The following is an 18,978-nucleotide window of genomic DNA, read 5'->3' on the forward strand; positions in this document are numbered from 1 at the left end:
TTCTCCTGAGCATCAGCTGTCGAAGAAGACCGTTTCCTTCTCCCCCTGGAGATGGATATCGAAGACGTAGGTGTCGCCCTGACGCTCGGCGATCAGCGTCGGCACGCGAATGCGGTGCTCGATGCGCGCCAGGATCGGATCCTCAGCATTGGCCTTTTCCTCATCGGAAAAATAGAGCCGCGTGTGCAGGCCGAGATTGATGCCGCGCGCGACGATCCAGAGCGTGATGTGCGGCGCCATCAGGCGGCCATCGCCGAACGGAACGCGTCCCGGCTTGATCGTCTCGAAGGCGCACAGGCCGGTGTCCATGTCGGTCGGACAACGGCCCCAGCCCTGGAAATTCGGATCCGCGGCGCCGCGTATCTCGGCCGGCGAATTGTAGAGCCCATCGGCATCCGCCTGCCAGATCTCGATCAGCGCGTCCTTGAGCGGCGTGCCGGTGCCGTCGAGCACCCGGATCTTGAGACCGATGCGCTCGCCCCTGGTCTTGTCATTGACCATGGCCGCACCGAGGTCGGTCGGATAGACACCGCCGATGCCGCAGAAATTGGGCGTCAGTCCGATGTGGACGTAAGGTCCTGCGGTCTGCGAGGGGCTTTCCCGAAGCCGGTCGAGCGACTGGGCCATCAATTGCCCTCCAGCCGGTTTTCGAACAGCGAGGAACGCCGCCCGCGCAACACGATGTCGAACTTGTAGGCGCGCGCGTCGAAGGGGACTGTCGCCTGCATGTCGAGCGCGGCGATCAACGTCTCGATGGCGGCCTTGTCTGGAATGCCGCGCGCGATGGGGCAGCGCCAGATCAGCGGATCGCCCTCGAAATACATCTGCGTGATCAGCCGCTGCGCGAAGCCGTGGCCGAAGATCGAGAAATGGATGTGCGAGGGCCGCCAGTCGTTCGGCCCGTTCGGCCAGGGATAGGGGCCGGGCTTGACGGTGCGAAAGGCGTAGCCGCCATCATCGCCCGATATGGTGCGGCCGCAACCGCCGAAATTCGGGTCGAGCGGGGCCAGATAGCCGTCTTTCTTGTGGCGATAGCGGCCGCCGGCATTGGCCTGCCAGAATTCGAGCAGCGCGCCGGGCACGCCGACGCCGCGTTCGTCCAGCACCCGCCCATAGACGATGATGCGCTCGCCGATCGCGCTCTCGCCGGGCCTGGCGAAATTGTGGATCAGGTCGGCGTCGAGTTCGCCCAGCATGGCGTGACCGAATACAGGGCCCGATAGTTCCGACAGCGTGTTGTCGAAGGCAAGCAGCGCCTTCTGCGGCGAGCGCAGCACCGAGGTCTTGTAGTTCGGCGTCAGCGGCGGCGGATGCCATGTCCGGTCGCGCTGGAAAAAGGCGCCGGTCTCGGGCCTCCGGTTCGATCCGGATTCAACGGGCATTGTCGGCTCCGTCCATTTCCGAAAACACGTCCTTGGCGATCTTGAAGGCACGGTTGGCGGCCGGCACGCCGGCATAGATTGCGACATGCAGAAATGCTTCGCAAATATCCTCGCGCGTGGCGCCGGTATTGGCGGTGGCACGCACATGCATGGCGACCTCCTCATCATGGCCGAGTGCCGCCAGCAGCGCCAGCGTGACGATCGAGCGTTCGCGCTTGCTGAAGCCCGGCCGCGCCCACACCGTTCCCCAGGCCGCTTCGGTGATCAACTCCTGGAAAGGCTGGTCGAAATCGGTGGCGGCTATCTCCGCGCGGTCGACATGCCGGTCGCCGAGCACGGACCGCCGGACGGCGAGACCCGTCCGATATCTGGCGGCGTTGCCGGGGACTTCATCCATGAGTTTCCGCTCCAGGGGCAAGCGATGCGATAAAACCGCGGATCAGCGCGGTGAGCGCCTCGGGTTGCTCGACGCAAGGAATATGTCCGGCATCGCGGATGATCTCGAAGCGCGAGCCGGGGATCAGAGCGGCCAGCGAGCGGACAAGATCGGGGGGCGTCGAGCCATCCTGGTCGCCGGCGATGCAAAGCGTCGGCACCGCGATGCGGCGCGCGGCGTCGGTGAAATCCGCATCACGAACCGCCTTGCAGGTCCCCACGTAACCGGCCAGTGTCTGCCGGGTCATCATGTTCCAATAGCCATCCAGCTCGGCCCCCCGTGTCGTGTGGAAAGTGGGGGTGAACCAGACTTTCAGCACGCCATCGGCAATGGCCTGGATGCCCTTGCTCTCGACCGTCGCGATGCGTGTGTTCCAGCTCTCCGCCGTGCCGATCTTGTGCGCCGTGTCGCACAGGATCATGGCCTCGACGATCTCGGGGCGCCTGGCATAGAGCCCTTGCGCGACCATGCCGCCGACCGACAGGCCGCACAGCACGGCCTTCTCCAGCCCGAAATGGTCGATGAGCGCCGAGAGGTCATCGACATGATCGTCAATCGAGCCGATATCGCCGATGTCGGACAGCCCGTGGCCGCGCTTGTCATAGACCAGCAAGGGCATTTCCCCATCAAGCGCCGAGATCACGTCGTCCCAAATGCGGAAGTCGCTGCCGAGCGAATTGATGAACACAACCGGAGGCGCCTTGCCGCTTGCCCCGACATATCGGTGATGCAGCGTGATGCCGCCGATGGTGACGAATGGCACGATTTCGATCCTCCATCCCTACATTGCACAAGGCATTTGGTTCGGTAAAATGATATTTTGTGCCGTTTCATTAACTCAGGGGTTATCAGACCATGTCCGAAAGCCGCATCCGGTTTCGTCACCTGCAGGCGTTCCTGGAGGTCGCGCGACAGGGTAGCGTGGCTCGTGCCGCCGACTTCCTGCATGTCAGCGCGCCGGCGGTGACCAAAACCCTGCGCGAATTGGAGGAGGCGCTCGGTGTCGCCGTCGTCGAGCGTGACGGGCGCGGCATCCGGGTCACGAGGCTTGGCGAGATCTTCCTTGGCCATGCCGGCTCGGCGATTACCGCGTTGAAGCGCGGTGTTGATTCCGTTCGCCAGGACAGCGCCATCAATCGCCACCCGATCCGCATCGGCGCGCTGCCGACAGTGTCGGCGAAGGTCATGCCGCAGGCGATGAGCCTGTTCCTGAGGGAAGAAACCGGCGCCGCGATCAAGATCGTCACCGGCGAGAACGCCGTGCTGCTGGAGCAACTGCGCACCGGCGCGCTCGACCTCGTCGTCGGACGGCTGGCCGCACCCGAGAACATGACTGGCTTCTTCTTCGAGCACCTCTACTCCGAGCCGGTGCTGTTCGTGGTGCGGGCCGGACATCCGCTGCTCGAGCCAGGGGCGGACATCTTCGCCCGCCTCGACGAATTCCCGGTGCTGATGCCGACCCGGGAATCCGTCATCCGTCCCTTCGTCGATCGACTGTTCATCACCAACGGCATGACCGCACCGGCCACCGAGATCGAAACCGTCTCGGATTCCTTCGGCCGCTCCTTCATGCGCCAGAGCAATGCGGTGTGGATCATTTCGGCCGGCGTGGTGGCCAATGAGATCGCCAGCGGCGCCTTCGTCGCCTTGCCGGTAAACACCGAGGAGACCAGGGGGCCCGTCGGGCTGACGATGCGCACAGATACTGCCCCCTCGCCCGCCTTCATCATCCTGCTGCAGACCATTCGCGAAGCGGCAAGNGGCAAGGCAACTGAGGTGCTGGACCGTTCAAACAAGCCCGCCAGCCGGCTGGGGTTCTGACCGGGTGGACGCCAGTCGAGGCCGGCGTCGCCCTCAGGGCAAGCCTGTCGGGTCGAGATCGAAGACTCGTCCTCGATTTAGGATGTTCTTCGGGTCGAGCGCTGTCTTCAGCCGCCGCATCGTGGCGATTTCGGCGTCGCTGCGCACCAGATGCAGCCACTGCTTCTTGTCGAGGCCGATGCCGTGCTCGGCCGAAACGCCGCCGCCTGCCGCCGCCACGCCGCGATAGACAATGCCATAGGCCGCCGCCGGATCCGCGGTCATGACCTGATAATGCAGATTGCCGTCGCCGAGATGGCCGAAGACGTAGATGTCAGCGCCGGGGTCGACGGTATGGATGGCGGCGTCCGCTTCCTGCAGGAACGCGCTCATGCGAGCCAGCGGAATGCTGATATCGACGCCGATCAGGCCCTTCATCGAGAACAGGACGCGGTTGGCGTCCTCCCGCACGTCCCACAGCGCCCGGAATTCGCGCGGCGACTGCGACACCACCACATCGTCGATCACGCCATCCTCGACCGCCTGCATCAAAGCCGCGGCGAAGCGCTCGCCGTCGCGCTCGGGTTCGCTGCCCTGAATCTCGGCCAGCACATAGACCGGAGAGCCCGCCGGCAGCGGCGGCGGCAGCGCCATGCTGGCGACCATGACGTCATAGAGCGGCGCGAAATTCACCTCATAGGCGGACAGGAGCGGACCGAGCTTTTGCCGCAGCAACCCGAGCAAGGCGATCGCCGCCTCGAGCGAAGGGAGCGCGCAGAAGGCATTGACCTCTGACACAGGTTTCGGGTGCAACCTGAGCGCGGCGCGGGTGACGACACCGAGCGTCCCTTCCGAGCCGATGAAGAGCTGGCCGAGGTCGTAGCCGGAATTGTCCTTGGGCAGGCCTTTCAGCGAGGTGAGCACGCTGCCGTCGGCAAGCACGGCCTCCAGCCCCAGCACCTGCGCCCGGTACATGCCATAACGCAGCACGCGGATGCCGCCGGCATTGGTGGCGATGTTGCCGCCAATCGTGGCCGAACCGCGTGCGCCGATATCGACGCCGAACATCAGCCCCGCGCCGTCTGCCGCCTCTTGCACCGCCTGCAGCGTCGCGCCCGCTTCGGCAACGATGCTGGCGGCCTGCCGGTCCGGATCGGAAAGGCTGATCATGCGCTCCAGCGACAGCACGACCTCGCCCGGCTGCACGCGCGTGCCGCCAGCCAGCCCGGTGCGGCCGCCCTGGACGACAACCGGCTGGGAGAGCTCGTTGCACATGGCGAGAGCTGCCGCGACAGCCTTGGTGTCGCGCGGGCGCAGCACCAGCTCGGGCAGCATGCCGAGCTTGCCGTCGGGATCGTCGCGATAGCGCTGGTCGACATCGGAGCCGGCGAGGACGCCGCCCGCGCCCAGCCGAGCGCCAAGAGCGGACAGAAGTCGTTCCGTTTCGGGCGCCATCGGGCCTAGCTGCCTGCGTGGCGAAGCGCGTCGTCTGCATCCCTCGACCGGATGGCCCGATGAGTATCCTTGTCCAGCACGCTCGCCATCCTTCAATTGCAGCCCGCCGATCCTATTCGCGATCGTGTGCCGTGCAAGTGGTATCGGGCCTGCCCCAGGCCATGCTGGCATCGATCACGACAAGACGCGATCGATGCCCGAGCACTGTGTCAGCTTACTGAAGCTTGGCCTGCAGGGCGTTGACGTCGTCAGTGGTCATCTCGCCATCGGTGGTCACCTTGCCGTCGACGATTTTCCACAGCCGGAACGGGCCGGTGATGTCGCCATATTTGTCGAAGGCGACCGGACCGATGACGCCTTCATAGCGGATCGGCTTGCCGTCCTTGATCAGGCCGAGCGCCTTGGCGAACTCGTCCTTGCCGGCGAAGATCGGCGCGCCGGCAGGGTCGACAGCCTTGTACATCGCGTCCTTGATCTTGGCCGGATCCTCGGAACCGGCAATGGCGATGGCCAACCCGACGATGGCGCCGGCGTCATAGGAACGGTCGGCCGCCGGGTTCGACGGTTCGATGCCGGAGAACTCCTTGTAGTTCTTCATGAAGTAGTCGGTCGAGGCGGTCGGGCTGGTGCCCGACGAAGTGCCGTAGGCTTCTTTCAGATAATCGGCGCCAACGGACTCGATGAAGTCCGGGCTATTCATGCCGTCATTGAGCAGGAATTTCTGCACGCCGCCCTGCGAAATCCAGGTGCGGGCAACCGTCGCGCCATCGACCGGCGTGCTGACGAGATAGAGCCCGTCCGGCTCGCCGGCCATAGCCGCCGTGACTTCCGAGGCATAGCTCGACTGCTTCTCGTTGTAGGGCGTGTCGGAGACAATGGCGCCGCCGAGCGCTTTGTAGGCGCGCGAGAATTCGGCCACCATGTTGACGCCGAAGTCGTTGTTGACGTGGATGATCGACAGCTTTTTGAAGCCCTTGTCGATGGCGTATTTGGCTGCGGCGACGCCTTGCAGCGCATCCGAGGTGATGGTGCGGAAGAAGATGCCGTTGGTCTTACCGTCGCGGCCGAGCGCCGTCAGCGTCGGCGAGGACGAGGCCGGCGAGACCTGGACGATCTTGGCCGGTGCGGTGACCGAGGTCAGGATCGGTATCGACACCGAGGAGATGATGCCGCCGATGATGACCGGCACTTTCTTGACCTGAACCAGCTGTGTGGCGGCATCGACCGCGATATTGCCCTGGCTCTGGCTGTCGCGCGTGTCGGTCGCCAGATCGCAGCCGCGCACGCCGCCGGCAGCGTTGATGTCGCGGAAGGCCATCTCGACCGACTTGGCCCCGGCCTGGCCGTATTCGCCGGCCGGGCCGGTCAGTTCCATGACGAGGCCGACGGTGATCTTGCAGTCCGCGGCCTGTGCCGCGCCCGCCATTGTTACGAGGGCAAGTGCCGTGGTGAGTTGGAGTATCGTGTTTCTCATTGTTGTTCCCCTTGAGTTACTTGTTAAGTTACTTGGCTGTCTTTGATCTCTGGAGCCTGTTCAGCTTTCCGGCACCTGCAGCCAGGTTTCATGCAGATGTCGCCATTCGACGCCGTTGGGCGCCGATGAACTGATGGTGAAGACGGCACTCGACTGGCGACGGCTGTGCTTGCCCGCGCGCAGCTGCGCCTCGACATAGAAGACAACGATCGTGTCCGCGTCCTGCCAGCCGGGCCGGATGTCCTCGATCGAGATGGCAAAGCCGTCGTCGCAAATGGCGCGGCTGGAGCGGACATGATCGACGACCGCGGCGCGATCGAGCACCTTGCCATCCGGCGTGACCATGCTGAGGCCGTCGCCCATGACGCGTTCGAAGCGGGCGAAGTCCACCGTGTCGGCGCGGGCGGCGACGAACCAGTCGACGAAGAAGCGATGCAAATCGATCACCTCGGCGCTGGCCCTGGAAAACAGCGTCTGGTTGATTGCGCTCATGCCCGGCCTGCATTCAGATTGTAGTGCATGATCGAGCCGTGGCGGCCCTGGCGGTCGCGCTCCAGCGTGTAGACATCGCCCTCGACGCCAGGGCTTTGCGCGATGATGGCAGCAATCCGCGCCCGATCCTCGGCGTCAAGCGCGACATCCATGATTTTGGCATTGGCCAGCGCATGCGCCTGGTTGCGGGCTCCGACGATCACGGCCGCCACTTGCGGCTGCTGCAGCACCCAGGCGCTGGCGATGGTGGCGATGTCGACGCCGTGACGATCGCCGACGGCTTTCAGCGCCGCAAGCAGCTGCTGGAACAGGTCCCAGCCGCCAAAGTCGTCGATGATCAGCTTGTATTTGACCAGGGATCGGTTTTCGAGCGGCGTGGCTGGTTCGGCGGCACCAAGCCATTTGTCGCTGAGGAAGCCGCCGGCCACCGAACCATAGCAGAGAAAGCTGACGCCGTTCTTCACGGCGAGGCCAGCGAGGCTGTTCGCAGGCCGCTGGTCGAGAACCGAGTATTGCAGTTGCTGGCTGACCAGCGGGATGCCGGCGGCGAGGATTTCGGCCAGCCGCGGCGTGTCGAAATTGGTAGTGCCGAGATTGCGCACCTTGCCTTCGCGCCGGAGCTCGTCGAGCCAGCCCATCGCCTCGACATAGCGAGGCTGCGCATAGTCCCACCAGTGGAACTGAACGAGATCGAGCCGTTCGGTCTTCAGCCGCCGCAGCGACTGGTCGACGATGCCCCTGATGTAGTCGCGGCTGATGCCGGCCAGCCGCTCGAGGTCGGGCACCAGCTTGGTGTGCACCTTCATTCTCGCCGCAACGTCCAGTCCGCGCTCGCCGGCCAGCCGCAGGCGCGCTGCGCCGATCAGCTCCTCGACACCGGTGTAAATGTCGGCGCAATCATAGGTCCAGATGCCGGCATCGAAGGTGGCGATCAGGTCGGCTATTGCTTGGCTGCGGTCGATGGCGCCGTGCCCGCCGGCCAACTGCCAGCCGCCGCGGATGACGCGCGAAATGGTGTAGCCGGGCCCGAGTTCAAAGGTCTTGGCGGTCATGTCGGGTCATTCTCCTTCGGCAGCGGCACGGCCGTGGTTGCGGCATGACTGAACCGCCGCTTGGCTAGCCTGACGATCCGCAGCCGGCTGGCGCAATTGGGATCGGGACAGGCGATCTCGGCATCCGATGTCATCCAGTCGTTGGCATGGGTCGGGCGCTGCTTTGCCGCCAGCAGAGGCAGCACGGCGGCGAGTGAGTAGATCGAAAAACCCTGCCCCGCGGGCATCGACAACATCTCGCCCTTGAGCTCGAAATAGTCGCCGGCCTTGGCGCCGCAATAGATCGGCTTGCCCTCGGGGACGACCGCTTCGACGCGCAGATCGAAAAGCTCGAAACTGTCATCTGCCATGTCAGGCCTCCACCAGGCTGAAGGTGACGTCGCAGGCGCCATTGCGCCGGATGACGCCACAGGCGGCGGCGAAGTGTTCCCGCTCGTCGGCTCGCACCTGCGCCACCACACTGCCGGCAAGCCAGCCGATCGGGAACAGCAGGCGCGCCCCCGGACCGTAGTAGAGACCGATATCGAAAATCGCATTGGGATTGCCGCCCCACATGCGTGGCGGCACGTAAGAAAGCACGATGTCGCCCGGCTGTGGCGTCAGCGTCGCGTTCTCGCCCGGCAAGGGTCTGGCATAGGACTGGCCATCGAGATCGGCTGATGGAACCGGACAAGAAATCTCAGGCCCCGTCCACATGGCATGGATGCCGGGGACGACGCGTGGTGCGGCGAGATACGCCATGAGAAAAGCAGCGTTTTCCGGCGCCTTTTCAGGCAGCAGCAGCGCCGTCACGGAAAGCTTCGAGCGTGGCTCGGTGATCCTGATGGAAGTCATGTCTGGTCTTTCCCGGCGGTTTGCAATTTGCTGCGCAGGAAGGTGAAGGGCCGGCTGATGTCGGCGACCAGCGATGCGCGCGCTGCCTGTGCATCCTGCGTGGCCAGCGCCGTGACGATGCGGCGGTGATACTGGGCGGTGTCGACCTCGCCGGCCTCCGAGAAGGCATAGATGGCGACACGGATGCATGGCCCCGACTGCAGCCACAGGCTCTCGATCATCGGGATCAGCACCGCCGAGCCGCAGCAGCGATAGATTTCGAAATGGAAGCTCTGGTTGAGCGTCACCTCGCGATCGACATCCTTCTTGTGTTCCAGTGCCCGCATCTCGTCCCATTCGGCCAGAATGGTCTCGATGGCGGCGATCTTGCGCGGACCCATGCGGGCGGCCGCGAGCGCGATTGCCTCGCCCTCGATCAGGATGCGGGCGCGCAACAGATCATCGATGCGCTCCAGCGTGATTGGCGGCACGCGCACCGACCGGTTGGGCAATGCTTCCAGCGCCTTTTCCGTGATCAGCCGGCCGAGCGCCTCGCGCACCGGCATGGTTGAGGTGACCAACGCATCGGCCAAGCCACGTATGGTCAGCACCTGGCTCGGCTCGAACAGGCCGCCGATCAGGGCGCGACGCAGCTCCGAATAGACGCGATCCTGCACGGTTTCGCGGCCGACCGGCGCAAGCTGGGCAGCGATCGCCTCGTTGTTCTTTTCGATGGCAGCCTTTTGCATGGAATTCCGATCTCGGCCGGTTTTCGGCTTGCGGACGAAATTAAAGCCGAATAGCGTGATCAACGCAAGTGTGATCACAAATCAAAAATCAGGAGACGGCGACGATCGTCTTCGGCCAGAGGGTTCGATGAGCGAGGCAGCAGAACGGCGAGAGCACCGTGCACCGGTTCTGATGGCAAGGAATGTCGTCAGGCGGTTCGGCGGCCTCGTCGCCGTCAACGATGTCTCGTTCGATGTCAAAGCGGGCGAAATCCTCGGCCTGATCGGCCCGAACGGCGCCGGCAAGACGACGATGTTCGATCTGCTCGCCGGCAGCCTATTGCCGACCAGCGGCGACATCCTTCTCAACGGCGCCCGCGTCTCGGGCGAAGCGGCTCATCTGCGCATCGGACGAGGCCTTGGCCGAACCTTCCAGATCCCGCGTCCACTTCCCAATCTGACGCTGATCGAAAACATCATGCTGGCAGCCCAGGGCCAGGCCGGCGAGAAGCTGCTCGCCAATTTCGTCACGCCATGGCGGGTGGCGGCGCAGGAAAGAGCGGCCAGGACCAAGGCGCTCGAACTTCTGGAACTCGTTACCCTCACCCACCTCGCACGGGAGCCGGCGCGCGTGCTTTCCGGCGGTCAGCGCAAGTTGCTCGAACTTGCCCGCGTCATGATGGCCGACCCGGCGATCATCCTGCTCGACGAGCCGGCGGCCGGCGTCAATGCTACGCTGCTCGAAGTCATCATCGACCGCATTCGCGACATCAACAAGCGCGGCATCACCTTCCTTTTGATCGAACACAACATCGACATGGTGACGCGGCTCTGCCACCGCGTCCTGGTCATGGCGAGCGGCCAGTTGCTCAGCGAAGGCACGGCGGAAGAGGTCGCCCGCGACCCGCGCGTCATCGAGGCCTATCTCGGGGGCACGGCATGAGCGAAGCGGTCCTCGATGTCCGTAATCTCGAAGCCGGTTATGAACCAGGCGTGCCGATCGTGCGCGGCGCCTCGATCACCGTCGGCAAGGGCGAGATCGTCGTCGTGCTCGGCCCCAACGGCGCCGGCAAATCGAGCTTCATCAAGGCGATCGCCGGCCTCGTGCCGATCACTGGCGGCTCGGTTTTCCTCGACGGCAAGGACATCACCGCGGCACCTGCCCACACCATGGTTCGGCTTGGCCTGGCTTTCGTGCCGCAGACCGAAAACATCTTTCCGCTGATGTCGGTCGAGGACAATCTCAAGGTTGCCTGCGGCATCCTCGAACGGCGCGAAATCCCCGCCCGCATCGAGGAAATGTATGCAGCCTTTCCCGACCTCGTCCGCCAGCGCCGCACCGCCGCCGGCAATCTGTCGGGCGGACAGCGGCAGATGCTCGCCGTCGCGCGGGCGCTGATCGTCCACCCCAAGGTGCTGGTGCTCGACGAGCCGTCGGCCGGCCTGTCGCCGAGATTCGTCTCGATGGTGTTCGAGATGCTGGCCGGCATCCGCAAATCCGGCGTCACCATCCTGCTTGTCGAGCAGAACGCCAAGGCAGCGCTTGCCATCGGCGACCGTGCCTATGTGCTGGTCGAAGGCAAGGACCGGCACGAGGGTGTCGCCTCCGATCTGTGGAACGATCCGGTGGTGGCCGAACTCTATCTCGGCCAACGTCCGCTCAAATCCGGAGGAGGCGCGGCATGAGCCTGCAATTTGTCGTCGACGGATTGCTGACCGGTTCGATGATCGGCCTGGGCGCCATCGGCGTGACGCTGACCTATTCGATCCTGCGCTTCTCGAACTTCGCCCATGGCGACTTCATGGCCTGGGGCACCTATGCGACACTGGCCGTGGTCAGCGCCATCGGCGCGATGTTCGGCAAGGTGGCGCCGATCGCGCCGCTGTCCTTCGGCTGGCCGCTGATCATCGCGCTGATTGTCGGCATGGCATTCACCGCGCTGTTGGCGCTCCTGCTCGACAAGGTGCTGTTCGCGCGGCTGCGTTCGCAAGGCCAGGCGATCATCGTGGTGATGGCGAGCTTCGGCGCCTCGATGGCGCTTAGAAGCTTGCTCGAATTCACCTTCACTTCTCGGCCGACCTATTTCAGCCGGGCGATCCAGATCGCCATGCCGGTCGGCTTCGGCATTCGCATCACGCCCGACCAGATCGCGTTGCTGTTGCTGACGGCAGTGCTCGTGCTCGGCGTGCATCTGTTGATGACGCGCACGCAGACCGGCCGCGCCATGCAGGCGCTGAGCCAGAACGCAGCACTGGCCCGCATCGTCGGCATCGACGTTGCCAGCGTGGTGCGCGTCACCTGGATCATCGGCGGGGCACTCGCCTGCGTCGCCGGCGTGATGATCGGCATTCTGGTGCAGATCCGCCCCTTCATGGGCTTCGACATGCTGTTACCCATGTTCGCCGCCGCGATCCTCGGCGGCATCGGCAGCATCCCGGGCGCGGTGCTCGGCGGGCTGATCATCGGTCTCGCCGAAGCCGGCGCGGTGCAGCTGGTCGGCGCGGAATGGCGCGCCGCGGTCTCCTTCGTCATCCTGATGGCGGTGCTGTTCGTCCGGCCGATCGGCCTTTTCGGTGTGAGGGAACGCTGATGGACCTCGTCGGCTACGGCGCCTTCTTCCTGACCACCGCGCTGATCTTTTCGCTGGTCACGCTGGGGCTCAACCTGCAGTGGGGGCTGACCGGCCTGTTCAATGTCGGTCTCGCCGGCTTCGTCGCCATCGGCGCCTATACATCGGCACTGCTGACCACACCGGACGATGCCGCGCGGCTTGGTGGTTTCGGCCTGCCGATCCTGGTTGGCTGGGCGGGTGCCATGGTCGTCGGCGGCATTGCCGCGGCGCTGACCGGCATGGCCACATTGCGCCTTCGATCGGACTATCTCGCCATCACCACATTCGGCGTCGCCGTGGTCGTGCAGCTCGTCGCGCTCAATGCACAGAAGCTGACCGGCGGCCCGTTCGGCATCGGCTTCATTCCGCGCCCCTTCGGGAGCCTGGCCGAGACGCCGCTGCTGTTCAACCTGTCGAACCTTGCCGTGGTCGCGGCAGTGACGCTGATCGCCTATCTCGCCCTGGAGCACCTGTCGCGCAGTCCGTGGGGACGCGTGCTGAAAGCGCTGCGCGAGGACGAGCGGGCAGCGATTTCGCTCGGCAAGAGCGCGCGCTTCTACCGTGTCCAGGCCTTTGCGGTCGGCGGCGCCATCATGGCACTGGCGGGGGCGCTGCAGGCGCATTTCACCGGCTTCATCGCACCGGACAACTATCTGCCGATCCTCACTTTCCAGGTCTGGGTGATGCTGATCGTCGGCGGCTCAGGCAGCAATCTCGGCGCGGTGATCGGCAGCATCCTGGTGTGGGGGATTTGGGCTGGATCCGGCACGCTCACCAGCGTGCTGTTCCCGCCAGAGCAGCAGGCGCGCGCGGCCTCGCTGCAGATCGCCGCCATCGGCGTCATGCTCTGCGTGATCTTGCTGATCCGGCCGAACGGATTGCTCGGCGACAGGCCACGGCGGCCGCGCTTCGACAAGCGAGCGAAAGCGGCCGCGGCCAAGAGCAGTTCAGGGTCATGAACGCGATGGCCCGGCAGGAGGCGCAAGGCGTTTCGCTCTGGCAGGCCGTCAGCCGAAACCATCGCCAGCGGCCGGCGCTGCAAGGCGAGCTCGTTGTCGACCTCGCCATTGTCGGCGGCGGTTTCTCGGGTCTTTCAACCGCGCTGCACGCGGCCGGGAAAGGGCTCTCGGTCGCCATTCTCGAAGCCGAATTCATCGCCTGGGGCGCGACCGGCAGGAATGCCGGCTTCGTCGTGCCGAACTTCGCCAAGATGGATCCGGAAAACATCCTTGCTCATCTTGGCGCCGAGCGAGGCAAGAGACTGATCAATTTTGCCGCCGGAAGCGCCGATCTGGTGTTTGGCCTGATCAGGCAACATGGCATCGATTGCGACGCCGTGCAGAGCGGCTGGATCCAGCCGGCGCATTCGCCCGCGGCGCTGGAAAAGGTCAAATCCCGCGCCGAACAATGGGCGCGGCGCGGCAGGCCCGCGGTTACCTTGGACCGTCAGGATGTCGAGGCGCTGACGGGCGCGCGCGGCTACCTCGGTGGCTGGATGGATCGTTCGGGTGGCGTGCTCAACCCTGTCGCCTATGCGCGCGGCCTGGCCGATGCGGCGGAGAAGTCCGGAGCGAGGATTTTCGAACGAACACCGGTCACCACGATCGATCGCGTGGCTGATGGCTGGACGCTGAAAACGCCGTCGGGATCGGTGCGCGCCGGCAAGGTGCTGATCGCCACCAATGCCTATGGCGCGTCGCTCAATCCGCTGCTGCAGCGAACCTACTTTCCGCTGAAGGTTTTCCAGATCGCGACTGGACCCCTGCCGCTCGAAACCCGCACACTTCTGCTGCCGGGAGGACAGGGCGTCGGCGACACCAGGCGCAATCTCTTCACCTTTCGCTTCGACGCCGACAACCGGCTGATCAGCGGCGGCATGCACATCTTGAGCGCCGGCGCCGACACGCGCGTGCCGCAGACAATCTGGCGGCGGCTCGCCAGGCATCTCGATCTGCCGGACCTGCCGCCGCTTGCCTATAGCTGGTCGGGAATGGCCGCCGTCGAACCGGATTTCCTGCCGCATCTCCTGGACCTTGGGCCGGGCCTGATCGCCGGCCGCGCCTGCAACGGGCGCGGCATTGCCATGACGACGGCTATGGGCAAGGTGCTGGCCGACTGGGCCGCCGGCGCCGATGCGCGTGACCTGCCGCTACCGTTCGCGCTGCCGGCACCGATCCCGTTCCATGCCGTGCTGCGGCATGCGCCCAACATGCTGCTTGGCTGGAGCATGCTGCGCGACCGGATGGACGAGAGGGGATAGGTCGTCGACCGTGCCTGGACGCGCGGATCAGTCGGCCGTGCGCAGACTTTCGGAGAGAACCGCGGCAGCCGCCGCGATGTCTTGCTCAAGGGAGGCCCGAACGGCCGGGCCATTGCGCTGCTCCAACGCGCCAACAATCCTGCGATGCGCCTCGTTCGACTGCGGGATGTAACGGTCGGCCTGCATCAGCAGCTTCAGATAGGGCCCGACCCGACCCCAGAGGTCCCGGATCATGTTCAACAGGATCGGCGCGCCGGCATGCTGGTAGATGGCGAAATGAAAGGCCTCGTTCAACGAGAGATACGCCCTGGCATCTCCCGCATCGATGGCGCGCTGCATGCCGGCGAGCATGGCCTGTACGTCGATCAGGCCGCTTTCGCTGATCCGCGACGCGGCCATCTCACCCGCCAGCCCTTCGACGGCGATGCGGATGCGCGTCAGTTCCTCGAAAGCGGGTGCCGACAGCAAGGGCACGATGACCGAGCGGTTGTTTTGCATTTCGAGCAGGCGCTCGGCGACGAGCCTTTGCAGCGCCTCGCGGATCGGCGTCGTCGATATGCCGAAGGTCTCGGCAAGTTTGCGGATGACCAGTGTCTGGCCCGGGCTGAAACCGCCTGAAATCAACTCCTGCTTGAGAGCGCCATAGGCGCGATCGTTCAGGGTTTGATGTTCGAGCTTCAGCATGCGCGGCCGCTCACCATTGCGACAAGGCGCGATCGAGCGTTTCGGCCAATTGCTCGGCATTGTCCCTGGCAAATGGCAAAGGCGGCCTGATCTTCAGCACATTGCCGCGCGGGCCGCAGGAGGAGATCAGCACACCGTCCTCGCGCATGACTTCGACGACCGCCGCTGTCTTGGTGGCGGCCAGCGCTTCGTCGCCCTCCGCCGTGAGCTCGACGCCGAAATAGAGGCCGTTGTGCCTGACGTCGGCAACCATGCCGTGCCGGCTCCGCAGCGCGCGCAACAGCTCCCCGGTGTAGGCGCCGACATTGTGCGCGTTCTCGATCAGCCCCTCGCCTTCGATCACGTCGAGCACGGCGATGCCGACGGCGGCCGCCACCGGATTGCCGCCGAACGTGTTGAAGTAACCGGTGTTCGAGCCGAAGGATGCGACTAGCTGCGGCCGCACGATCACCGCGCCCATCGGATGCCCGTCGCCGATCGGCTTGCCCATGGTGACGATATCGGGCTCGATGCCGTAATTGGCGAAGCCCCACATGCCCTGGCCGAGCCGGCCGAAGCCCGACTGGACCTCATCGGCAATGACAATGCCGCCGGCCCTCCTGACGTGGTCCGCCGCCTCGCGCATGACAGCCGCATCGGGGAAGAAAATGCCGTCGCTGGAGAAGGCCGAGTCGAGAAGCAGTGCCGCCGGACGGATGTTTTGCGCACGCATGTCCTCGATGGCGGCGGCGACATTTTTGGCGAAATCGCGCGCGGCGCGGCCGTGGTCGCGAAACGTGTCCGGCGCTGCCACAGTCCGATGCTGCGCGGGCACGCCCTTTGCCCCGACCGCCGCCGGCGATAGCTGCGCGGTGGCGATCGTGGCGCCGTGATAGGCGAAGTCGGTGATGATGACGCCGGTGCCACCGCTGGAATGCTGGGCAATACGGATGGCGAGATCGTTGGCCTCGCTGCCGGTGCAAGTGAACATGGCGTGCCCGAGATGGGCCGGAAGCATGCCGAGCAGTTTTTCAGCGTAGTCGAGGATGATCTCGCTGAGATAGCGCGTGTGGGTGTTGAGCGTGGCGGCCTGCCCCGATAGCGCCTCGACGACGCGTGGATGGCAGTGTCCGATCGAAGCGACATTGTTGTAGGCATCGAGGAATTTGCGGCCCTGCGCATCATAGAGCCAGACGCCGCTGCCGCGCACGAGATGGATCGGGTTGCGGTAAAAGGCGCGGTAGGTCGGGCCAAGCAATCTGGCGCGACGTTCGAGCAACGCGCGCTCTTGCGCCGAAGCGCCGGCATCGGCAGAGGCATTGGCGGGCGAGGACTGGGACACGAGCATCTACTCCGGATTGGAATGGTCGCTGAAATAGCGGCGGGCCTCAGTGGACGACAGACCGTCCAGCCGTTCGAGCGACGACCAGACCTCGGTCATGAGGCGCAGCACATAGTCGCGCTTGGCCGGGAATCGTTCCGCTTGCCAGCTGGCGATGTTGGCAATCAGCGCAAGGCGCGCACGGATCAGATCGAAAAGAATGCCGATCTCTTCGCCCTCCAGTGGCTGCACGGATTGATAGCCGGCGACAAAGCGCGCGGCGGGTGCCAGCGGGTGACCTTCCGCCGGCCAGCGGTAGACGGCGCCGATGGCGAGATCGCAGATGAGCGGTGAATGGATCATGTCGCCGAAATCGAGAATGCCGCTGACGACCTCCGGCCGCGAAGCGTCCATCACCACATTGTAGGAATTCATGTCGTTGTGAACGATCTGCGCACGCAGGCTTGGAATGACCGGCGCCGCATGCTCCTCGAAGGCGTCGATGACGCGCTCGACCATGGCCCGGTGGCCCGCATGGGGGATATGCGCCAGCATCGGCCGCGTCTTGGCGACCTTGCGGATATCCCAGAGCAAGTCGCTGCCGGCCGCCGGATGGAAGAAACCGCGCAGTGCGCGGCCAAGCCGCGCCAGAAAGATGCCGAGGTTGCGATCCTGCGCCGCTGAGGTCGGTGAGCGCGAAAGCAATTGGCCGGGCAGATAGGTGACCAGCCGGACGATGCGCGGCGCCGATCCACCGACGCTGACCGTGAACTGCGCTTCGCCCTCGAGGTTTTTACGCACCGAGGGAACCGGCAAGATCGGGTCGACCGCAACGATATGGTCGAGCGCCTTGTTCTGGAAATCGGTGAAGGTGGACTCTTCCGCCGGATGGGAAACCTTGAGGACGAACTCGCCCTCGCCGTCGGTCTGGATATGGAAATTGTGATCGCGTTCGCCGGGCAACGGACGCGCGCTGCCGGCGATGCCGTAGTGCCGGCGCAAGATGGCAAGCGCGTCCTCGGGGGAAACATCCGGCGCATCCTCGGCAAGCGTTTCGCCGAATGCATCGGGTACAGCCGCGTTCATGATCTCACCTTCGGATCGATCGGCTCAAGGCCGCACCAGTCGGCGATGAACAAGGCAATCGTCTGGGTAACTTTGCGCACCGAGTCCAGATCGACGGCCTCGTCATAGCCATGCGGCATGCGGCAGATCGGACCATAGACGATCGCCGGCGTGTCGGCATAGAGGCCGAAGAAGCGTGCATCCGTGGTCGCCGAGGTGACGTGCTCGGTCAGCGGCTCGCCCCACACGGCGCTATGGCTGCGGCGCAGCACGGCTTCCATCTCGTCGGCGCCTTCCAGCACATAGCCTTCGGCCATGAAGCCGTTGTAGGTCATCCTGGGCGGGCGGTTGGCGAGGAACGGATCGGCACGGGCCGCATCGGCGATGCAGGCTTCGAGCTCGGCCCTGGCTTCTTCAAGCTTCTGGCCGGGATAGGTGGCGACCCGCATCTCGAAGACGCAGCGCGCCGGGACGCTCGATGTCCACTCGCCGCCTTCGATCTTGCCGAGATTGAAGCGGATCGGATGTGGATGGTCGCAGAAATGCGGATCATCGACCTTGCGCGCGTTCCAGACGATTTCGAGCTGCTTCAGCGCCTGAATGATAAGGAATGCCTTTTCGATTGCGTTGGCGCCAGCGGAAAAGGCCCCCGACGCATGCTGCGGATCGCCATCGACCTCGACCCTGAACCAGATCGGCCCGACCTGTGCCCGCATCAATCGAGGTTCCAGCGGCTCGGGTATGAAAGCGGCATCGGCGCGGTAGCCGCGCTGCAGGCAGGCGAGCGCGCCATTGCCGGTGCATTCCTCCTCGACCACCGACTGCAGGAATAATTTTGCGGCGGGCTGGTAACCGAGATTGCGCAATGCGGCCAATGCGTAGAGGCAGGCCGACAGGCCGGCCTTCATGTCTCCGGCGCCCCGACCATGCATCCAGCCATCCTCGATCGCCGGATCGTAGGGATCGCGCAGCCAGCGGTCGAGCGGTCCCGTCGGCACCACGTCGATATGTCCGTTGAGGATCAGCGAGCGGCCGGTCGCGTTTCGCGGCGTGTGGGTGGCGACGACATTGAAGGCGTCGTCATACGAAACCGCAACCGGTGAAAAACCCGGCAGGTCGCGAATAGCATCGACATCGACGCGCCACATGTCGACCTCGTAGCCATCGGCCTCATAGGCGGCCGCCATGAACGATTGGGCGGCATGTTCCTCGCCGCGCTGCGAAGGAAAGCGCACGAGATCCTGCAGAAACGCGACCTGCCGGGCGAAGCCATCGTCGACCGCGCCCAGAATGGCCTCGTCCGAAATTCGCTCAGGCATTATATTCCGCTTTCATCTGAATGGTGTATCATATCTCATATACCGTCTCTCGCAAATGCAAGAGACTGGTGGGGCAAACTTATGACCCACATTCCGAAACACTTGG

21 protein-coding genes are annotated in these 18,978 nt (G+C 64.7%); 6 read left to right on the plus strand and 15 right to left on the minus strand.

Annotated features, from left to right (window positions below):
* Positions 1–12: 12 nt before the first annotated feature.
* From pcaG to pcaD, 4 genes are read right to left on the minus strand one after another with little or no spacing between them, the layout of a single operon-like run.
* Positions 13–627: a protocatechuate 3,4-dioxygenase subunit alpha gene (gene pcaG, locus X741_RS157955; protein WP_023777074.1), complete on the minus strand. Its 615-nt coding sequence runs from the start codon at positions 625–627 to the stop codon at positions 13–15.
* On the minus strand, positions 627–1,382 hold the full coding sequence (gene pcaH, locus X741_RS157950) for a protocatechuate 3,4-dioxygenase subunit beta (RefSeq protein WP_023777075.1): 756 nt from the start codon (positions 1,380–1,382) through the stop codon (positions 627–629). Before pcaH ends, pcaG begins: the two co-directional genes overlap by 1 nt.
* Complete coding sequence (pcaC, locus tag X741_RS157945) at positions 1,372–1,779, minus strand: 4-carboxymuconolactone decarboxylase (RefSeq protein WP_023777076.1); 408 nt, start codon at positions 1,777–1,779, stop codon at positions 1,372–1,374. The genes pcaH and pcaC overlap by 11 nt, the downstream gene beginning before the upstream one ends.
* Entirely contained in the window at positions 1,772–2,581 is an 810-nt protein-coding gene (gene pcaD, locus X741_RS157940) for a 3-oxoadipate enol-lactonase (RefSeq protein ID WP_023777077.1), read from the minus strand. Before pcaD ends, pcaC begins: the two co-directional genes overlap by 8 nt.
* A 92-nt stretch (positions 2,582–2,673) precedes the next feature.
* Here pcaD and pcaQ point away from each other — a divergent pair, with 92 nt between their 5' ends.
* Positions 2,674–3,639, plus strand: a complete 966-nt coding sequence (gene pcaQ, locus X741_RS157935) for a pca operon transcription factor PcaQ (RefSeq protein ID WP_023777078.1) — start codon at positions 2,674–2,676, stop codon at positions 3,637–3,639.
* Between the two features lie 33 nt (positions 3,640–3,672).
* On the opposite strand, the gene X741_RS157930 is transcribed toward pcaQ, so the two are convergent.
* The 7 genes from X741_RS157930 to X741_RS157900 all read right to left on the minus strand — a co-directional run bounded on the left by X741_RS157930 (position 3,673) and on the right by X741_RS157900 (position 9,653).
* Positions 3,673–5,073, minus strand: a complete 1,401-nt coding sequence (locus X741_RS157930) for an FAD-binding oxidoreductase (protein WP_023777079.1) — start codon at positions 5,071–5,073, stop codon at positions 3,673–3,675.
* Positions 5,074–5,287: 214 nt separating this feature from the next.
* Positions 5,288–6,547, minus strand: coding sequence for an ABC transporter substrate-binding protein (locus X741_RS157925; protein WP_023777080.1), 1,260 nt, complete (start codon positions 6,545–6,547; stop codon positions 5,288–5,290).
* Between the two features lie 60 nt (positions 6,548–6,607).
* Positions 6,608–7,039: a DUF4440 domain-containing protein gene (locus X741_RS157920; RefSeq protein WP_023777081.1), complete on the minus strand. Its 432-nt coding sequence runs from the start codon at positions 7,037–7,039 to the stop codon at positions 6,608–6,610.
* Positions 7,036–8,091, minus strand: a complete 1,056-nt coding sequence (locus tag X741_RS157915; protein WP_023777082.1) for an aldo/keto reductase — start codon at positions 8,089–8,091, stop codon at positions 7,036–7,038. Before X741_RS157915 ends, X741_RS157920 begins: the two co-directional genes overlap by 4 nt.
* Positions 8,088–8,441: a TIGR04076 family protein gene (locus tag X741_RS157910; protein ID WP_023777083.1), complete on the minus strand. Its 354-nt coding sequence runs from the start codon at positions 8,439–8,441 to the stop codon at positions 8,088–8,090. The genes X741_RS157915 and X741_RS157910 overlap by 4 nt, the downstream gene beginning before the upstream one ends.
* A 1-nt stretch (position 8,442) precedes the next feature.
* Positions 8,443–8,925 (minus strand): DUF3830 family protein, encoded by a 483-nt coding sequence (locus tag X741_RS157905; protein WP_023777084.1) that lies wholly within the window; start codon positions 8,923–8,925, stop codon positions 8,443–8,445.
* A complete protein-coding gene (locus X741_RS157900) occupies positions 8,922–9,653 on the minus strand; it encodes a GntR family transcriptional regulator (protein WP_023777085.1) in 732 nt (243 codons plus the stop codon). Before X741_RS157900 ends, X741_RS157905 begins: the two co-directional genes overlap by 4 nt.
* Before the next feature lie 127 nt (positions 9,654–9,780).
* Here X741_RS157900 and X741_RS157895 point away from each other — a divergent pair, with 127 nt between their 5' ends.
* From X741_RS157895 to X741_RS157875, 5 genes are read left to right on the plus strand one after another with little or no spacing between them, the layout of a single operon-like run.
* Positions 9,781–10,575 carry an ABC transporter ATP-binding protein gene (locus X741_RS157895; protein WP_023777086.1) on the plus strand — a complete coding sequence of 265 codons (795 nt, stop codon included), beginning with the start codon at positions 9,781–9,783 and terminating at the stop codon, positions 10,573–10,575.
* Entirely contained in the window at positions 10,572–11,318 is a 747-nt protein-coding gene (locus tag X741_RS157890) for an ABC transporter ATP-binding protein (protein WP_023777087.1), read from the plus strand. Before X741_RS157895 ends, X741_RS157890 begins: the two co-directional genes overlap by 4 nt.
* Positions 11,315–12,223, plus strand: a complete 909-nt coding sequence (locus X741_RS157885; protein ID WP_023777088.1) for a branched-chain amino acid ABC transporter permease — start codon at positions 11,315–11,317, stop codon at positions 12,221–12,223. Before X741_RS157890 ends, X741_RS157885 begins: the two co-directional genes overlap by 4 nt.
* The gene (locus X741_RS157880; protein WP_023777089.1) at positions 12,220–13,203 is read left to right on the plus strand and encodes a branched-chain amino acid ABC transporter permease; all 984 of its coding nucleotides are present in this window, start codon (positions 12,220–12,222) and stop codon (positions 13,201–13,203) included. Before X741_RS157885 ends, X741_RS157880 begins: the two co-directional genes overlap by 4 nt.
* Positions 13,200–14,504, plus strand: coding sequence for an FAD-dependent oxidoreductase (locus X741_RS157875; protein ID WP_023777090.1), 1,305 nt, complete (start codon positions 13,200–13,202; stop codon positions 14,502–14,504). The genes X741_RS157880 and X741_RS157875 overlap by 4 nt, the downstream gene beginning before the upstream one ends.
* Before the next feature lie 27 nt (positions 14,505–14,531).
* On the opposite strand, the gene X741_RS157870 is transcribed toward X741_RS157875, so the two are convergent.
* From X741_RS157870 to X741_RS157855, 4 genes are read right to left on the minus strand one after another with little or no spacing between them, the layout of a single operon-like run.
* Positions 14,532–15,188, minus strand: a complete 657-nt coding sequence (locus tag X741_RS157870; RefSeq protein WP_023777091.1) for a GntR family transcriptional regulator — start codon at positions 15,186–15,188, stop codon at positions 14,532–14,534.
* Positions 15,189–15,198: 10 nt separating this feature from the next.
* Positions 15,199–16,515, minus strand: coding sequence for an aspartate aminotransferase family protein (locus X741_RS157865; RefSeq protein ID WP_031249908.1), 1,317 nt, complete (start codon positions 16,513–16,515; stop codon positions 15,199–15,201).
* Complete coding sequence (locus X741_RS157860) at positions 16,516–17,574, minus strand: phosphotransferase (protein ID WP_023777093.1); 1,059 nt, start codon at positions 17,572–17,574, stop codon at positions 16,516–16,518.
* Positions 17,571–18,872 (minus strand): ArgE/DapE family deacylase, encoded by a 1,302-nt coding sequence (locus X741_RS157855; RefSeq protein WP_023777094.1) that lies wholly within the window; start codon positions 18,870–18,872, stop codon positions 17,571–17,573. The genes X741_RS157860 and X741_RS157855 overlap by 4 nt, the downstream gene beginning before the upstream one ends.
* Between the last annotated feature and the right edge of the window lie 106 nt (positions 18,873–18,978).

It is taken from the genome of Mesorhizobium sp. LNHC221B00 (assembly GCF_000502935.1).
Classification (GTDB): domain Bacteria; phylum Pseudomonadota; class Alphaproteobacteria; order Rhizobiales; family Rhizobiaceae; genus Mesorhizobium; species Mesorhizobium opportunistum.

Excerpts from the sequence above, each read along its gene's own strand:
- X741_RS157870 (WP_023777091.1), bottom strand. The coding sequence starts at position 15,188 with ATGCTGAAGCTCGAACATCAAACCCTGAACGATCGCGCCTATGGCGCT.
- X741_RS157890 (WP_023777087.1), top strand. The coding sequence starts at position 10,572 with ATGAGCGAAGCGGTCCTCGATGTCCGTAATCTCGAAGCCGGTTATGAA.
- X741_RS157915 (WP_023777082.1), bottom strand. The coding sequence starts at position 8,091 with ATGACCGCCAAGACCTTTGAACTCGGGCCCGGCTACACCATTTCGCGC.
- X741_RS157930 (WP_023777079.1), bottom strand. The coding sequence starts at position 5,073 with ATGGCGCCCGAAACGGAACGACTTCTGTCCGCTCTTGGCGCTCGGCTG.
- X741_RS157925 (WP_023777080.1), bottom strand. The coding sequence starts at position 6,547 with ATGAGAAACACGATACTCCAACTCACCACGGCACTTGCCCTCGTAACA.
- X741_RS157865 (WP_031249908.1), bottom strand. The coding sequence starts at position 16,515 with ATGCTCGTGTCCCAGTCCTCGCCCGCCAATGCCTCTGCCGATGCCGGC.
- pcaH (WP_023777075.1), bottom strand. The coding sequence starts at position 1,382 with ATGCCCGTTGAATCCGGATCGAACCGGAGGCCCGAGACCGGCGCCTTT.
- X741_RS157885 (WP_023777088.1), top strand. The coding sequence starts at position 11,315 with ATGAGCCTGCAATTTGTCGTCGACGGATTGCTGACCGGTTCGATGATC.
- X741_RS157920 (WP_023777081.1), bottom strand. The coding sequence starts at position 7,039 with ATGAGCGCAATCAACCAGACGCTGTTTTCCAGGGCCAGCGCCGAGGTG.
- X741_RS157900 (WP_023777085.1), bottom strand. The coding sequence starts at position 9,653 with ATGCAAAAGGCTGCCATCGAAAAGAACAACGAGGCGATCGCTGCCCAG.
- pcaC (WP_023777076.1), bottom strand. The coding sequence starts at position 1,779 with ATGGATGAAGTCCCCGGCAACGCCGCCAGATATCGGACGGGTCTCGCC.
- X741_RS157875 (WP_023777090.1), top strand. The coding sequence starts at position 13,200 with ATGAACGCGATGGCCCGGCAGGAGGCGCAAGGCGTTTCGCTCTGGCAG.
- X741_RS157895 (WP_023777086.1), top strand. The coding sequence starts at position 9,781 with ATGAGCGAGGCAGCAGAACGGCGAGAGCACCGTGCACCGGTTCTGATG.
- X741_RS157860 (WP_023777093.1), bottom strand. The coding sequence starts at position 17,574 with ATGAACGCGGCTGTACCCGATGCATTCGGCGAAACGCTTGCCGAGGAT.
- X741_RS157910 (WP_023777083.1), bottom strand. The coding sequence starts at position 8,441 with ATGGCAGATGACAGTTTCGAGCTTTTCGATCTGCGCGTCGAAGCGGTC.
- pcaG (WP_023777074.1), bottom strand. The coding sequence starts at position 627 with ATGGCCCAGTCGCTCGACCGGCTTCGGGAAAGCCCCTCGCAGACCGCA.
- X741_RS157905 (WP_023777084.1), bottom strand. The coding sequence starts at position 8,925 with ATGACTTCCATCAGGATCACCGAGCCACGCTCGAAGCTTTCCGTGACG.
- X741_RS157855 (WP_023777094.1), bottom strand. The coding sequence starts at position 18,872 with ATGCCTGAGCGAATTTCGGACGAGGCCATTCTGGGCGCGGTCGACGAT.